Annotated in this window: 12 protein-coding genes and 1 tRNA gene; 11 read left to right on the forward strand and 2 right to left on the reverse strand. The window is 59.5% G+C overall.

The window, feature by feature from the left end; all coding sequences use genetic code 11:
* Nucleotides 1-116: 116 nt before the first annotated feature.
* Entirely contained in the window at nt 117-461 is a 345-nt protein-coding gene (locus ACTJJ7_RS02210) for a hypothetical protein (protein ID WP_105732615.1), read from the reverse strand.
* Nucleotides 462-709: 248 nt separating this feature from the next.
* Between ACTJJ7_RS02210 and phaC the strand changes: the two genes are divergently transcribed.
* The 9 genes from phaC to ACTJJ7_RS02255 all read left to right on the forward strand — a co-directional run bounded on the left by phaC (nt 710) and on the right by ACTJJ7_RS02255 (nt 8,959).
* Nucleotides 710-2,530, forward strand: coding sequence for a class I poly(R)-hydroxyalkanoic acid synthase (gene phaC, locus ACTJJ7_RS02215; RefSeq protein ID WP_105732614.1), 1,821 nt, complete (start codon nt 710-712; stop codon nt 2,528-2,530).
* 322 nt (nt 2,531-2,852) lie between these two features.
* On the forward strand, nt 2,853-4,079 hold the full coding sequence (locus ACTJJ7_RS02220; RefSeq protein WP_440965060.1) for a D-Ala-D-Ala carboxypeptidase family metallohydrolase: 1,227 nt from the start codon (nt 2,853-2,855) through the stop codon (nt 4,077-4,079).
* Nucleotides 4,080-4,224: 145 nt separating this feature from the next.
* Nucleotides 4,225-4,299 (forward strand) — tRNA-Glu (locus ACTJJ7_RS02225).
* 422 nt (nt 4,300-4,721) lie between these two features.
* Complete coding sequence (locus tag ACTJJ7_RS02230) at nt 4,722-4,844, forward strand: hypothetical protein (RefSeq protein WP_264319114.1); 123 nt, start codon at nt 4,722-4,724, stop codon at nt 4,842-4,844.
* 56 nt (nt 4,845-4,900) lie between these two features.
* A complete protein-coding gene (gene sfsA / locus ACTJJ7_RS02235) occupies nt 4,901-5,602 on the forward strand; it encodes a DNA/RNA nuclease SfsA (protein ID WP_440965062.1) in 702 nt (233 codons plus the stop codon).
* A gap of 18 nt (nt 5,603-5,620) precedes the next feature.
* Complete coding sequence (gene map, locus ACTJJ7_RS02240; protein WP_105732611.1) at nt 5,621-6,451, forward strand: type I methionyl aminopeptidase; 831 nt, start codon at nt 5,621-5,623, stop codon at nt 6,449-6,451.
* Nucleotides 6,452-6,465: 14 nt separating this feature from the next.
* The gene (gene radC / locus ACTJJ7_RS02245; RefSeq protein ID WP_440965065.1) at nt 6,466-7,251 is read left to right on the forward strand and encodes a RadC family protein; all 786 of its coding nucleotides are present in this window, start codon (nt 6,466-6,468) and stop codon (nt 7,249-7,251) included.
* Between the two features lie 84 nt (nt 7,252-7,335).
* A complete protein-coding gene (locus tag ACTJJ7_RS02250) occupies nt 7,336-8,169 on the forward strand; it encodes an AraC family transcriptional regulator (protein WP_130270559.1) in 834 nt (277 codons plus the stop codon).
* 73 nt (nt 8,170-8,242) lie between these two features.
* Nucleotides 8,243-8,959, forward strand: a complete 717-nt coding sequence (locus ACTJJ7_RS02255; RefSeq protein ID WP_440965067.1) for a 3-keto-5-aminohexanoate cleavage protein — start codon at nt 8,243-8,245, stop codon at nt 8,957-8,959.
* A 70-nt stretch (nt 8,960-9,029) separates the two neighbouring features.
* Here ACTJJ7_RS02255 and tig read toward each other — a convergent pair whose 3' ends face one another.
* A complete protein-coding gene (gene tig / locus ACTJJ7_RS02260; RefSeq protein ID WP_440965069.1) occupies nt 9,030-10,454 on the reverse strand; it encodes a trigger factor in 1,425 nt (474 codons plus the stop codon).
* 694 nt (nt 10,455-11,148) lie between these two features.
* On the opposite strand from tig, the gene ACTJJ7_RS02265 reads away from it, so the two are divergent.
* Both ACTJJ7_RS02265 and ACTJJ7_RS02270 read left to right on the forward strand, forming a co-directional pair.
* Nucleotides 11,149-12,255 (forward strand): efflux RND transporter periplasmic adaptor subunit, encoded by a 1,107-nt coding sequence (locus ACTJJ7_RS02265; RefSeq protein WP_105732606.1) that lies wholly within the window; start codon nt 11,149-11,151, stop codon nt 12,253-12,255.
* On the forward strand, nt 12,252-15,425 hold the full coding sequence (locus ACTJJ7_RS02270; RefSeq protein WP_440965071.1) for an efflux RND transporter permease subunit: 3,174 nt from the start codon (nt 12,252-12,254) through the stop codon (nt 15,423-15,425). Before ACTJJ7_RS02265 ends, ACTJJ7_RS02270 begins: the two co-directional genes overlap by 4 nt.
* Nucleotides 15,426-15,512: the final 87 nt, after the last annotated feature.

The raw sequence follows: 15,512 nt of genomic DNA on the forward strand, positions 1-15,512 counted from the left end.
CGATCATTGGCATCGCGCATTGAGCGCCGGGGCCATCGCCCTCATGCCATCCAGCCCGGGATTTCCCTGATAAAGACACCCGTTCATGGTGTCTTCATGGCCTTGCCTGCGGCGCGTTATTGCCCGCTTTCAATGGCCTTCAAATCATCCTGCTGCTGCTGGACCAGCTTCTTCATCTCCGCCTGCCGTCTGGCAACGGCGGCCGGATCGGCGGTGGCATTGCCCTGCCCGCCCTTGGCCGCGACGAGGTTCTTGTGCAGATTGTCCTTCTCCTGCGGCGTGAGCTGCGCGGTTTCGCCCTTCGGATCGGGCGTGAAAACCGGAAAGGTGCCGGTGTTGACCGGACCGGTCAGCGGCGAATTCGACATGGGCTCGGGCGGCATGTTCGCGCAGGCGCTCAAACCGGCAATCAGAACGGCGCCAACCGCGTAGCTTGTGATGGTCTTGACCGAGATATTCATTGTTTGTCCTGACTGCCGGAATCGATATTCATCATAGTGATATGAAATGCACATTAGAGGGATAGCATTAGAGCAACCGACATTCAAATAGGTTCAACTCCGTTTCTCCCATGGAAATACAATCTGCGAAACAGGTGACAAGGCCGTGATCTTTCCTGCACAATGACCGCAATTGAATGTCCGTTGCTCTGACTTGTGGTATCATATCTACTAAGCTGATCGGAGGATCGGCGGGAGGGAGCGAATATATGGATAACCCAGGCGACAAGAGCGCTAAAACGCCGAACCTCGACAATTATGTCATCAAGGATCCGGAAGCCTTCGCACGCAATGTCGCCCATATGATCGAACAGGCCGGCAAGGCCGCCTCCGCCTGGGTCGAACCGCGTGAAAAGGGCTTGAAACGCGACACGATCGCCGATCCCGTCACCGATGTGGTGAAAACCCTCTCGCGTGTTTCCGAATACTGGCTGTCCGAACCGGGCCGCGCGCTGGAAGCGCAGACCAAGCTGTTCGCCAGCTACATGGCCATCTGGTCCAATTCCATCCGCCGCATGAGCGGCGAACAGGTCGACGATGTCGTCAAGCCCGACAAGGGCGACAAGCGCTTTGCCGATGAGGACTGGGGCAAGAACGCTTTCTTCGACTTCCTCAAGCAGGCCTATCTCGTCACGGCAAACTGGGCCGGGGAACTGGTCACCCATGCCGAAGGCCTCGACGATCACACGCGCCACAAGGCAGCGTTCTACGTCAAGCAGCTGACCACGGCGATATCGCCCAGCAACTTCCTGCTGACCAATCCGGAACTCTACAAGGAAACGGTCGCCAGCAATGGCGAGAATCTGGTCAAGGGCATGAAGATGCTGGCGGAGGACATCGTCGCCGGCGGCGGCGACCTGCGCCTGCGGCAATCGGACATGACCAAGTTCGCCCTTGGCGAAAATGTGGCGACCACCCCCGGCAAGGTGATCGCGCGCAGCGATGTCGCCGAAATCATCCAGTATGAACCTTCGACGCCGGATGTCCTGAAGCGTCCCCTTTTGATCTGCCCGCCCTGGATCAACAAATTCTATATTCTCGATCTCAACGCGGAAAAATCCTTCATCAAATGGGCCATCGACCAGGGACATACCGTGTTCGTGATCTCCTGGGTCAATCCGGACCAGCGTCACGCCATGAAGGACTGGACTGCCTATATCAATGAAGGCCTGCGCTTTGGCCTCGACACCATCGAGAACGCAACGGGCGAAAAGGCCGTCAATGCTATCGGCTATTGCGTCGGCGGAACGCTCCTGAGCGCCGCCCTCGCCCTGTTTGCCCAGGAAGGCGAAAACAGGATCAGGAGCGCGACCCTTTTCACCACGCAGGTCGATTTCACCTATGCGGGCGATCTCAAGGTTTTTGTTGACGAGGATCAGATTCGCGCCCTGGAAGCCGCCATGTCGGCCGAAGGCTATCTGGACGGCACGCGCATGGCGACCGCTTTCAACATGCTGCGGTCCGGCGACCTGATCTGGCCCTATGTCGTCAACAATTACATGCGCGGCCGCGATCCCGTGCCCTTTGACCTTCTCTACTGGAACGCGGATGCCACGCGCATGAGCGCAGCCAATCATTCCTACTATCTGCGCAACTGCTATCTCGACAACAATCTGGTGCGCGGGATGATGAAGCTCGCCGGACAAAACCTGTCACTGGGCGATGTCAAAATCCCCATCTACAATCTCGCCGCCAAGGAGGACCATATTGCTCCGGCGCTGTCGGTTTTTACCGGCTGCAAATATTTCGGCGGCGATGTCACCTACGTCCTGGCCGGCTCCGGCCATATCGCCGGTGTGGTCAACCCGCCCGCCAAGAACAAATACCAGTATTGGACCGGCGGTTCGCCCGCCGGCGCATTCGATGAATGGCTCACCAACACGTCGGAACATCCCGGCTCCTGGTGGAATCATTGGCAGAAATGGATCGAATCGCAGGACGATGCGCGTGTTTCCGCACGCCAGCCCGGTGAAAATGGCACAGAAATTCTCGGCGAAGCGCCGGGAACCTATGTCCGCATCCGTGTCTGAAAACCCGCTATTTTGCTGGCTTTTGAGTTGATCCCGGCCATGAAAACCATGGCAGGAAGGTGGCCAATCACGTTTTCGCCTTATTCTGGCGATAGCCCGGAGCTTGTGGAGACGTTTAAAAATCGTTAACTTTACGCTCTCTCTGCCGGTGTTTTTGCACTTCACCTAAACTTCGCGAGCATCCTGCTCATCTCAAAGCGGATTGGACCGAACCATTGCAAAAGCCGGAAAAGACGAGACGGGGGAATCGTTGAACAAGCTGTCAGCCTCAGTAGCAGCCTTCCGGGCAAGCACCGCTATTTGCTTCGTAACGATTTTTGCGATGGCGACGGCGTCCTGCACGTCGACGGGCTCCGCGCCGACTGCCGGCTCCGTCCTCAATGTCGCCTCGGCCACGACAAGCACGGCGACAGCCAGCGCCGATCCGCATGCGATACCGGCAGCCGGATCCGAAAAAACATCCCCCGAAGCACTGGCTCTTGCGGGCGGCACCGAGACGAACGCTGCCAAGGCAGCCACTCAGGCAGCCGCAGCGGAAGCGCAGGGCAAAACGGTTGCCGGCCACCCGCAATCACCGAAGGAGGCAGCCGCAGCCCAGCAAGCGGCCAAAGCCACGGCGGAAACGGGGCAGCACGTCACGGCCTTTGCGCCCGCCGCCGTGAAGCCGCCGGTAAAGACATCCCTCTTCGGAAGCGCTGCGCCGGAAACGGCCGAGCAGCCGCAGGCGGCTGAAGCGCATGCCGCGCCGGAGACCGGGGCAAAGCCAACCAAGGCGGACGCGGAGACCAAGGCGGCGCAGGCTGCTTCCGGCGAAGCCGGGCAGACGATTGCCGTTCCCGACGCCAAACCAGCAGCGCATGCGCCAGCATCCGGCAAGGACAATGGCTTGCTGATGCGGCTCTTTGCCAACAATGCAGGCGCTTCCGCCTCAAAACGCCAGGTGGCCGTCATTCAGCCCAAGGCACAGGCGCAGCTCAAGGCCATCAGCGGCAATGCCACCGGACAGGTGGCCAGCGCCGCCGGCTTGCCTTCGCCATCCAATTACAAGCCGACCGAACATCTCTCGTCCCTGCCCGGCGTGCGCCCGAATGGCGGCATTCAGATCATGCAGCGCGACAGTCTTTATCAGGACGATGACGAATCAGCGGCGGCGCCGGTGATTCTGGCCTCGGCGGCGGGACTGGCCCGGCTGGCCCCCAACGGCCTCAAGGTTCAGCGCGAAAGCGTCGATGTCGCCTGCCTGAAACCGCAACTGGTCGGCATGCTCAAAACGATCGAACGCCGCTTCGGCAAATCGGTGATCGTAACGTCGGGCTATCGCAGCCCGCCCTATAACCGGCTGGTGAACGGCGCAAAGGCTTCTCTCCACATGTCCTGCGCGGCTGCGGATATCCAGGTTCCCGGCGTTTCCAAGTGGGATCTGGCGAATTTTGCCCGGACAATGCCCGGCCGCGGCGGTGTGGGCACCTATTGCTACACCGAATCGGTCCACGTCGATATCGGCCCGACTCGCGACTGGAATTGGCGTTGCGGCAGCCGCCGCGGCTGATCCGGATCGATTGCGGCCGTTCGCAATCGCCCATGCAAGCAGCATTTGTGCACAGACCCGCGAAGAATTTTCACTTTTCCCGAAAAAGAATGAAATATGGGGTTGCAGTCGAAAAACTGTTTCACTATAAGCCGCTTACCTGCAGGCGCCCATCGTCTAGCGGTTAGGACGGCGCCCTTTCACGGCGCAAACAGGGGTTCGATTCCCCTTGGGCGTACCAGGCTTTCTCCCTGTAAAATCAGCATATTGCAAAAGCCGGCTCATACACCGCCGGTTTATCAATCCATGCGGAACGGCCAGTTCCCGGCACATGCTGCCCGCTTGCCGCTCTTTTCCAGCCGTTCAAGCTTTGTCACCAGCTGTTAAAGAAAGTTATGAGGCTCTATTCCTGACCTGACCTATCATCAATCACTGCTAAGATTCCGATCTTTGGCAGTAGGGTTCGGTTTAACCTCCAAACCAGCCCGAATTCTCCCACCCCAGAGCAAATTTGCCTGCCTTTCCCAAGGCAGGCCTTTTTTGTTCACCAACCGGTTCGGCCTATCTTTTCAAGTGCGCCTCGCTGCCTGCGAATAGGCACAGACGAGCCACAATCTAAGCATGTTTTTCCCATCCTCTGTCACCATGCAGGAAAACATATTCATGAGCAGACAAACAAAGATTACAGTGACGTTCTTTCTGGCGGGCCTCGCGGCGACGGCCGCCATGCTCATGGCCAATCTGTCCCTGGCCGATGTGATCAGGACGGTTCAGGGCCTGTCCTGACGTTTCAGGAGCGATTAGCGATTGTCCGGCCTGTCGCGGTCGGGTAGACCTCGCGCATGATTTTCTCTGCGCCCCTCGTCACCGGCCGACTGGTTCAGCGCTACAAGCGCTTTCTTGCCGATATTATCCTCGATGAGGGCGGCGCGATCACCAGTTCCGTGCCCAATACCGGCTCCATGCTCGGGCTGACCGATCCTGGCATCCGGGTCTGGCTGTCCCAGTCCGATGACAGAAAGCGCAAATATGCCCACACGCTGCAGATCGTCGAGGCACAGGGCACGCTGGTCGGCATCAATACGGGCCTGCCCAACCGGATCGCCGAGGAAGCCATTCTGGCCGGGCTTCTGCCCGCCCTCAGCGGCTATCGCGACCTCAAGCGCGAGCAGAAATATGGCGCGAATTCCCGCATCGACATTTTGCTGACCGATCCTGAACGGCCGCCTGCCTATGTCGAAGTGAAGAACGTGCACTTCTCCCGCACGGCAGACCTGGCGGAATTTCCCGATTCTCCGACCGCCCGCGGCGCAAAACATCTGGACGAGCTTGGCAACATGGTTGAGAATGGTCATCGTGGTGTCATGCTTTACGTGATCCAGCGCGACGATTGCGACCGCCTGAGAATTTGCGGCGACCTGGATCCGGTCTACGCAAGGGCATTCGAGCGGGCAATGGGCCGCGGGGTTGAAGCTTACGCAATAAGATGCCACATCACGCCTTCGGGAATTGCTGCGACAGCCGCAATACCCATTATTGATTGACGCCAAGCGGAAAGCACCATGGTCACCTATCTCGATGCGCAGACAGCGCCCCTGAAGAACACCGGACAGATCAGGCTTCACGGCCCTGAGGGTTTCGCGGCCATGCGCAAGGCGTGCCAGCTCACGGCGCGCTGCCTCGATGAACTCGCCGGCCTTGTTGCGCCGGGCGTGACCACCAACACCATCGACCGCTTTGTCTTCGAATTCGGTGCCGATCACGGTGCCCTGCCCGCGACCCTCAACTATCGCGGCTACACGAAATCATCCTGCACGTCGATCAACCACGTCGTTTGCCACGGCATTCCCGATGACAAGCCGCTGCGCGAGGGCGATATCGTCAATATCGACGTCACCTACATACTCGACGGCTGGCACGGCGATTCCAGCCGCATGTACCCCGTGGGCGAGATCAAGCGCGCCGCCGAGCGCCTGATGGAAGTGACGCATGAAAGCCTGATGCGCGGCATCGCAGCGGTTCGCCCCGGCGCCCGGACCGGCGCGATCGGCGCCGCCATCCAGAATTACGCGGAAGCCGAGCGCTGCTCCGTCGTTCGCGATTTCTGCGGCCACGGCGTCGGCCAGCTTTTCCACGACGCACCGAACATCCTGCATTACGGCACGCCGAATGAAGGCGTCGAACTGCGCGAAGGCATGATCTTCACCATCGAGCCGATGATCAATCTCGGCCGCCCGCATGTGAAAGTCCTTGCCGATGGCTGGACCGCCGTGACCCGTGACCGTTCGCTCACAGCGCAGTACGAACACACGGTCGGCGTCACCAAGGACGGCTGTGAAGTCTTCACCCTCTCACCCGCTGGCCTGTTCGCTCCGGGTTTGAAACTCGATTAGGAACGCCGGGGCCCATGAGCGAAGACGAGCCACCCAAGACCTTCTTCTTCAAAGAGCCCTCACCGAAACCGCTGCCGAAACAACCTGGTGTTGAGAAAGCCGCCGGTACATCCAATAGCCATCCCGCGGAGCCGCATTACACCGGCCATCGCGAGCGGATGAAGGAGCGTTTCCAGAAAATCGGCCATCAGGGCTTTGCCGATTATGAAATGCTGGAAATGCTGCTGTACCGCCCCATCAGGCAGGGCGACACCAAGCCGCTGGCCAAGGCGCTTCTCGCCCGCTTCGGCAGCCTGGCGGAGGTCCTCGGCGCGCCGGAACATCTCCTGCGGGAGGTAAAGGGCTGCGGCCCGACCGTGGCCTTTGATCTCAAATTCATCGCCGCCCTCGCCCACAGGGCCATGCGCAGCGGCATGGGCGAACGCATGACACTTGGCTCATGGAACAAACTGATCGACTATTGCACCGCGGCCATGGCGCATGAATCACGCGAACAACTGCGCATCCTCTTTCTCGACAAGAAGAACACGCTGATTGCCGACGAGGTGCAGCAGGTGGGCACCGTCGACCATACCCCGGTCTATCCGCGTGAGGTGATCGCCCGCGCCCTGCAATTGTCGGCAAGCGCGCTCATTCTCGTCCACAATCATCCCTCGGGCGACCCGACGCCGTCGAAGGCGGATGTCGAGATGACAAAGACCATTGCCAGCATCGGCGGACAGATGGGAATCATCGTTCATGACCACATCATTATCGGCAAGAACGGCCATGCCAGCCTGAAGGGCATGAAACTCTTCTGAGGCTGGCGGATCGAACCGCAAGCGTGATCAAATGCACGCCGCCGGTACCGTGTATTGCTGTGCCGTGTCTCAATGGAGAGTTGCATGAATTCGGTTGAGAAAGCGATCTGGTATGTGGAAAGTCATTTCGCCGAGGAGATCACGCTCGACGACATCGCCGCTGTGGCGGGCCTGTCGCGGTTTCACATGTCCCGCGCCTTCGGCGTTTTTGCCGGCCGTTCCGTCAGCAGCCACATCCGTGGACGCCGGTTGTCCGAAGCGGCAAAATCCCTGTGCGACGGCGCTCCGGATATTCTCAGCGTCGCGCTCGATGCCGGCTACAGCTCCCATGAGGCCTTCACACGGGCGTTCCGCGATCAGTTCGGCCTGACACCCGAACAGGTCCGCGCACAGCGCCATACCCGCAACATCCCATTGGTGGAGCCGATCAAAATGGACGAACAATTTATCACCGATATCGAGGAGCCGCGCATCGAGAACGGCAAACCCATGCTCATTGCCGGCATAGGCGAGCGATACACCTGCCAAACCAGCAGCGGCATTCCGGCGCAATGGCAGCGTTTCACCCCCTATTTCGGCCATATCACCGGCCAGATCGGCGACGTCGCCTATGGCGTCTGCTGCAACAGCGATGACGCGGACAATTTCGACTACATCGCAGGTGCCGAAGTCAGGGATTTTTCCGATGTACCGCCGGAATTTGCCCGCATACGCATCCCCGGCCAGACCTATCTGGTGTTTTCCCATCGCGCGCATATTTCGACCATTCGCAGCACGATCATGACGATCTGGGGCAAATGGCTGCCCGAATCCGGCCGCACGGTGGCAGACGCGCCGAATTTCGAACGTTATGGTCCGGAATTCGACCCGCGGACCGGCAATGGCGGAATGGAGATCTGGATTCCCGTCGAGCCGTGACCTCGATCCATGCTGACGGAGTGCTGTCAGGAGGAAATCCGCTATGATGGGTCTTTGTAGCGGAGACACCACCATGTTGCAGGCATGTCTGAATGGCGGACGCATGCGGGATTTTCACCCGGCGCTTCCGTTTACAGCAACGGAAATCGCCAGCGACGCCGCGCTCGCCGTGGCCGCTGGCGCCCGCGAGCTGCATATCCATCCGCGTGGGCCGGATGGAGCGGAAACGCTGGAGCCGGAGCATATCGCCGAAACCCTGCAGGCCGTTCGTTCGGCCGTGCCGGGCATTCCCGTCGGCCTTTCCACCCATTGGCGTATCCCTCCCGGCGGCCTGTCGCGGCAGGAACCCATCCGCCGCTGGACGACCCTGCCCGACTACGTCTCGATCAACCTGATCGAAGAAGACGCTGAGGATATGATTGCGCTTGTGCTCGGCAAGGGAATCGGCGTCGAAGCGGGGCTCTGGTCCGTCAGCGATGCGCAGCGCTTTGTCGGCCTGAAGGATGCGGCAAAATGCTTGCGCGTGCTGATCGAAATCAACGAGCAGGACATCGACGAGGGATTGCGGGCCGCCGATGGTATTCAGGCGGTTCTGCGCAAGGCAGGCAATACACTGCCTATCCTCATGCACGGCGATGAAGCCAGCGTCTGGCCCATCTACGGCGAAGCCATGGCGAGGGGTTTTGACAGCCGTATCGGCCTGGAGGACGGCAATCTCCTGGCCTCGGGACGAATGGCTGGGGATAATGCCGAATTGATCCGCGCCGCCCTTGCCCTCGCACCCCGCTGAGACTGTTGCCACACGGCAAAAATGAAAAGGCCGCCCGAAGGCGGCCTTTCCAATGTGAATGATAAAAAGCTTACGCTTCGTCTTCGGTCTTCTTCTTGGCGGCCTTCTTCGGCGCTGCCTTCTTGGCAGGCTTCTTGGCTTCGCCGGACTTTTCATCCGACTCGTCTTCAGCCATCAGCTCTTCCTTCGTCACCTTCTTGTCGGTGACGTTGATCGAGGTGAGAAGGTGATCGACAACCTTTTCTTCGAAGATCGGAGCGCGCAGATTGTTGATCGCTTCCGGAGTCTTGCGGAAGAATTCATAGATCTGCTGTTCCTGGCCCGGATACTGGCGAACCTGATCGTAAACGGCGCGCTGCAATTCCTCTTCGGTCACTTCGATACCGGCCTTGTTGCCGATTTCGGAGAGAACGAGGCCAAGACGAACGCGGCGTTCAGCCAGCTTGCGATATTCTTCGCGTGCTTCTTCTTCCGTGGTCTCTTCGTCTTCGAACGTCTTGCCGGCCTGTGCGAGGTCCTGGCCGATCTGTGCCCAGATGTTGTTGAACTCGGCATTGATCAGGCGTTCCGGCGATTCGAACTTGTACTCGCCGTCGAGCGCATCGAGAATCTGACGCTTGACCTTCTGGCGGGTGAACGAGCCGTACTGGCTTTCGATCTGTTCGCGGATAACCTGACGCAGACGGTCGGCGCTTTCGATGCCGAGCTTCTTGGCGGTCTCGTCGTTGATTTCGAGTTCGCCCGGCTTGCCGATTTCCTTGACGGTGATGTCGAAGGTTGCATCCTTGCCGGCGAGGTGCGCTGCACCGTATTCAGCCGGGAACGTCACCTTGATCTGCTTTTCGTCGCCAGCCTTGGTGCCGATCAGCTGATCTTCGAAGCCGGGAATGAACTGGCCCGAACCGAGGATCAGGGTCGCATCGGTGTCGGCGCCGCCATCGAACGGCACGCCGTCGATCTTGCCGAGATAGTCCATGGTGACGCGATCGCCGGTTTCGGCCTTGCCCTTCTTGGGCTCGAACGTCTGGGCGGAGCTGGCAACGCGCTTGACCTGCTCTTCAACTTCCGCGTCCGTCACATCGACGACTTCGCGCGTGACGCTGATCTTGGAGGCGTCCTTAAGCTCGATGACCGGCAGGACTTCGTAGTTCAGGGTGAATTCGAAATCGGCTTCGCCGTTCAGAACCTTGTCCGCTTCCTTCTCGTCTTCCGTCATCGCAACTTCCGGCTGGGTCGCCGACTTTTCGTTGCGCTCTGCAAGGATCGTGCGCGAGGAATCGCTGAGGATCTCGTTGACGACTTCAGCCATGAACGACTTGCCGTACATCTTGCGCAGGTGATTGAGCGGCACTTTGCCGGGGCGGAAGCCATTGATGCGCGCCTTGGCGCTGGCACCTTGGAGGCGTTCGGAAAGCTTTGCTTCCAGATCCTTAGCCGGAACGACGACCTTGATCTCGCGCTTCAGCCCTTCGTTGAGCGTTTCAGTAACCTGCATGTCCAAACCTTCACTTTTTTAACATTTGTCCCGCCGTCGCCGGCCTTTGAGCCAATTTGCGGGAGAAAAACTGTCTGCCATCGTGGCTTCTGGTGCAGATGGGGCGAGCCATGCCCTCACCATCCACGTTGATTTTATTGCTTTATTTCTCTTTCAGCTCATTTTTTGTGACACAATTCATATCACAGAACCCGTCACAAAGCCGCGCAAGAAATTGCACCCTTACCGATTGGTGGCTCCATTTACTTGCACTGCGTACAAAAATCAATGGCAGAGCCTCAGGGTCGGACAAACTTGTGCACGGCAGGTCAGCCACTTTCATGATCACAACAACACGTGAATATTTGCCTGATGACAACAATGTGCAACTGTGCAAATCTTCCCCGTGTGGGGACCATCGATAGCCAACTGGAAATATGCCTTCACGGAATTTGGAACTGCCCTTGCGCTGGTCCCTATCGAAACTAAATACTAAATCGATACAATCTGAGAAATTGACTTGTTTGTCTGCGGCGCCAGCATTCCAGCTGTTCGGGTCAGCTCATCACCTGACCCTTGGCCGTACGATGAATCACCAGCGCTGAACCGCGATGCCCAGGCATCCCGATATGCCTGGAAGTCTGATCGTCATGGAGGCCTGCCCTTGTCACGGAATTCTCTCTCTACCTTCAAAATCGGTGTTGCAATTGCGCTTATGGCCGCCTCTCCGGCATTGGCGCAGACTGCGCCCCCGCCTCCAACCGTCACGGTGGCAAAGCCTGTTGTCCGCGATGTCATCGACAGCGATGAATTCATCGGCCGCTTTGAAGCTGTCGATCAGGTTTCGGTGCGCTCGCGCATCGACGGCTATCTCGATACCGTGCATTTCAAGGATGGCTCACTGGTCAAGAAGGGCGATCCGCTCTTCACCATCGACCAGCGCCCCTATATATCCGCCCTGGCGCAGGCCCAATCCGCGTTGGAAGTGGCCAAAACAACGGAAACCTATGCGGAAGCCCAGTTCAAGCGCACCCAGTCGCTCACCGGCAGCGGCACGCTGTCCGTATCGACGCTGGACGATCAGCGCCGCGCCTATCTCGCCGGTCAGGCCAGCGTGGCCGGCGCCCAGGCCGCCGTCGATGCGGCGCAGCTCAACCTGAACTATACGCAGATCACGGCACCGCAGGATGGCCGCATCGACCGCAGGCTCATTTCCGTCGGCAATCTCGTCAATGCCAACAACACCATCCTGACAACCATCGTTTCGCTCGATCCGATCGATTTCTATTTCGACGTGGATGAGCGCAACCTCCTGTCCTATGCCAAGACGGCGCGTGAAAACGGCAGCAATCTGCAGGAAGGCGGTGGCGGCCTCGAAGTGACGGTCAAGCTGACCGATTCCAATCAGCCGCCCTTCAAGGGCAAGCTGGATTTTGCCGAGAACCGGCTCGATGATGCCACCGGAACGATGCGGGTGCGTGCCCGCTTCAACAATCCGGATTTCGTGCTGCAGCCAGGGCTGTTCGGCCGGGTCGAAGTGGCCGCCTCGAACACCTATAAGGGCATTCTGGTGCCTGACGAAGCGGTTGGCTCCGATCAGAACGAGCGGGTTGTCTATGTCCTCAATGCGGACAACTCGGTCACGACCAAGCCCGTGCGTCTCGGCCCCAAACTCTACGGTTACCGGGTGATCCGCAGCGGCATAACCGGCGATGAGACCATCGTGGTCAACGGCCTGATGCGGATTCGCCCCGGCATCAAGGTCAAACCCGACGTCGTCCAGCTTCCGCCGGAGGTGAAGGCTGCGGAGGCGGGCCAATGAGATTTGCGCATTTTTTCATCGACAGGCCGATCTTCGCATCCGTCCTGTCGATTGTGCTGCTGATTGTCGGCGGTATCGCCTACACGCAGCTTCCCGTCGCCCAGTATCCGGAAATCGCGCCGCCGACCATTGTCGTGCGCACCGCCTATCCCGGCGCCGATGCCGAAACCATTGCCAACACGGTCGCCACCCCCATCGAACAGCAGATCAACGGCGTCGAGGACATGCTCTATATGTCTTCCTACTCGACCGCCGATGGTTCGATGGCGCTGACCATCACCTTCAAGCTCGGCACCGATCTCGACAAGGCACAGGTTCTGGTACAGAACCGCGTCGCCATTGCCGTACCGCAATTGCCGCAGGACGTGCAGCGCAACGGCATCACCACGACGAAAAGCTCGCCCGACCTGATGATGGTCGTGCACGTGCTTTCGCCTGACAACCGTTATGACCAGCTCTATGCCTCCAACTACGCCAACACCCGCATCCGCGACGTGCTGTTGCGGCTTGACGGCGTCGGCGAAGTCACCATCTTCGGCGAACGGCAATATTCCATGCGTATCTGGCTCGATCCGCAGAAACTCGCCGCCTACTCCATGACATCGGCTGACGTGGTTCAGGCACTGCGCGACCAGAACGTGCAGGTCAATGGCGGTGCCATTGGCGGACCGCCCACACCGGGCACAAGCGCCTTCCAGTACACGGTCACCATGCAGGGCCGGTTCAGCGATGCGCGGCAATTCCGTTATGTCATCGTCAAAACCGGCGGTGACGGCCGACTGGTACAGTTGCAGGATGTCGCGCGCATTGAACTCGGCGCCAAGGATTATGTAACCAACAGTTATCTCGACGGCAGTCCTGCCGTTGCGCTGGGTATCTTCAGCCGTCCGGGCACCAATGCGCTGGCCGCCGCAGAATCAATCCGGTCCACCATGGCGGAACTCTCCAAGGATTTTCCTCCGGGCCTGAAATACGACATCGTCTATGATCCGACGGAGTTCATCGCTGAATCGATCTCCGACGTTTACAAGACGATCTTCGAAGCCGTGATCCTCGTGGCGCTGGTCGTTCTCGTCTTCCTGCAATCCTGGCGGACGGCGATCATCCCGATCGTGGCCATCCCGGTTTCATTGATCGGTACCTTCGCCATCCTCTCGGCCTTCGGCTTCTCGCTGAACATGCTGACCCTGTTCGGTCTGGTCCTTGCCATCGGTATCGTGGTGGACGACGCCATCGTCGTGGTGGAGAACGTCGAGCGAAACCTTGCGGCGGGCATGAGCCCGAAACAGGCCTCGCATGTGACCATGGATGAGGTGGGAACCGCCGTTATCGCCATTTCGCTGGTGCTGATTGCGGTGTTCGCGCCAACAGCATTCATTCCCGGCATATCGGGCCAGTTCTACATCCAGTTTGCCGTGACCATCTCGGCAGCAACCGCCATTTCGGCCATCAACTCGCTCACACTCTCTCCTGCCCTTGCAGCGATCGTGTTGCGCCCGCACGGCCATGCGGTCTCCAACAACCCTCTGGCGCGGTTTGGCCGGGCCTTGGCCAATGGCTTCAACACCGGCTTCGACAGGATGGCGAACGGCTATTCCTGGATTGTCCGGCATCTCGTCGGGTCGACCATCGGCCTCCTCGCCTCCCTGCTGGTGTTCGCAGGGCTGCTGGTCGCCACCTGGTTCATGGCGGTGACGATCCCCCGCGGCTTTGTGCCGCCGATGGATCAGGGCTATGCCATCGTCGTCGTCCAGCTGCCCGACGGCGCTTCGCTCGCCCGCACGGACGCGGTGATCGAAAAGGCATCGAAGATCATCAAGGGCATTCCGGGCGTGCGCAACGCCATTGCCTTTGCCGGGTTCAACGGCGCGACCTTCACCAATGCGTCGAATTCCGGCGTGGTGTTCGTTCCGTTCCAGCCTTTCGCCGAGCGGATCAAGAATGGACAAACGGCCAATTCCATCATTGGCCAGGTCTATGGCAGCCTGCAAAGCATTCAGGAGGCCTTCATCATCGCCGTGCCGCCGCCGCCGATCCGCGGTGTCGGCAATGCCGGCGGCTTCAAGATGCAGCTCCTCGACCGCGACAGCTCCGATATGCGCCGCGTCCTGGGATTGGCCTATCAGATGATGGGCGAAGCCAATCAGACACCGGGCCTGACCGGCGTCTACACCACGTTCTCCGCCAACAGCCCGCAATATTTCCTGGAGGTGGACCGTGACAAGGCGCAGGCCTTGAATGTGCCCATTCCCAACATCTTTGAGGCGCTATCCACCAACCTTGGCACCTCCTATGTCAATGACTTCAATGCCTTCGGCCGCGTCTATCAGGTGCGGGCGCAGGCCGACCAGCAATACCGGCTTGATCGAACCGACATCCTTGCCCTGAAAGTACGCTCGGCAACGGGCGCTCTGGTCCCGTTGGGCACGCTGATCAACATCAAGGACACCAACGGCCCCTCGCTCGTGCAGCGGTACAACATGTATGTATCGGTGCCGCTGCAGGGCAACGCCGCGCCCGGGGTTTCCACCGGTACGGCGCTCGACAAGATGGAGGCCCTTGCCGCCAAGACGCTGCCCAGCGGAACGACGTTCCAGTGGACGGAACTGGCACTTCAGGAACGGCAGACCGGAAACACGGCAATCCTGATCTTCGGACTGTCGGTGGTGTTCGTCTTCCTCGCCCTTGCCGCGCAGTACGAAAGCTGGGTGCTGCCGCTGGCGATCATCCTGATCGTGCCGCTGGCGGTTCTGGCCGCGCTGATCGGCGTGTTCCTGCGCGGGATGGACAACAACATCCTGACTCAGATCGGCCTTGTCGTTCTGATCGGCCTGGCGGCGAAGAACGCGATCCTGATCGTGGAATTCGCCCGCCAGCATCAGGCGGAAGGTGCAACGCCGGTCGAAGCCGCCATCGAAGCCAGCCGTCTGCGGCTGCGCCCGATCCTGATGACCGCCTTTGCCTTCATCTTCGGTGTCGTGCCGCTGATGATTGCCCAGGGCCCCGGCGCGGAAATGCGCCAGTCACTCGGCACGGCGGTGTTCTCCGGCATGCTGGGCGTGACCTTCTTCGGCCTGTTCCTCACACCGGTGTTCTACGTTGCGCTCCGTTCCTTCGGACGCAAGAAGGCTCCGGTCGAAAAACCGGCGGAAGAAGCAGCGGCCCACTAAGGTCAAAGCCTCCAATACGAAAGATCGCGCCGGCTCATCACCGGCGCGATTTTTCATCGATGCCGAATTTGATGGTTTGAGGCATTG

Origin of the sequence: Phyllobacterium sp. 22229 (genome assembly GCF_052056495.1) — a bacterium.
In the GTDB taxonomy this organism is placed as follows: Bacteria; Pseudomonadota; Alphaproteobacteria; order Rhizobiales; family Rhizobiaceae; genus Phyllobacterium; species Phyllobacterium myrsinacearum.

Bases quoted from the DNA above. Each gene is read 5' to 3' on its own strand.
- ACTJJ7_RS02210 (WP_105732615.1), bottom strand. From the start codon at position 461: ATGAATATCTCGGTCAAGACCATCACAAGCTACGCGGTTGGCGCCGTT.
- phaC (WP_105732614.1), top strand. From the start codon at position 710: ATGGATAACCCAGGCGACAAGAGCGCTAAAACGCCGAACCTCGACAAT.
- ACTJJ7_RS02220 (WP_440965060.1), top strand. From the start codon at position 2,853: ATGGCGACGGCGTCCTGCACGTCGACGGGCTCCGCGCCGACTGCCGGC.
- ACTJJ7_RS02230 (WP_264319114.1), top strand. From the start codon at position 4,722: ATGAGCAGACAAACAAAGATTACAGTGACGTTCTTTCTGGCGGGCCTC.
- sfsA (WP_440965062.1), top strand. From the start codon at position 4,901: ATGATTTTCTCTGCGCCCCTCGTCACCGGCCGACTGGTTCAGCGCTAC.
- map (WP_105732611.1), top strand. From the start codon at position 5,621: ATGGTCACCTATCTCGATGCGCAGACAGCGCCCCTGAAGAACACCGGA.
- radC (WP_440965065.1), top strand. From the start codon at position 6,466: ATGAGCGAAGACGAGCCACCCAAGACCTTCTTCTTCAAAGAGCCCTCA.
- ACTJJ7_RS02250 (WP_130270559.1), top strand. From the start codon at position 7,336: ATGAATTCGGTTGAGAAAGCGATCTGGTATGTGGAAAGTCATTTCGCC.
- ACTJJ7_RS02255 (WP_440965067.1), top strand. From the start codon at position 8,243: ATGTTGCAGGCATGTCTGAATGGCGGACGCATGCGGGATTTTCACCCG.
- tig (WP_440965069.1), bottom strand. From the start codon at position 10,454: ATGCAGGTTACTGAAACGCTCAACGAAGGGCTGAAGCGCGAGATCAAG.
- ACTJJ7_RS02265 (WP_105732606.1), top strand. From the start codon at position 11,149: ATGGCCGCCTCTCCGGCATTGGCGCAGACTGCGCCCCCGCCTCCAACC.
- ACTJJ7_RS02270 (WP_440965071.1), top strand. From the start codon at position 12,252: ATGAGATTTGCGCATTTTTTCATCGACAGGCCGATCTTCGCATCCGTC.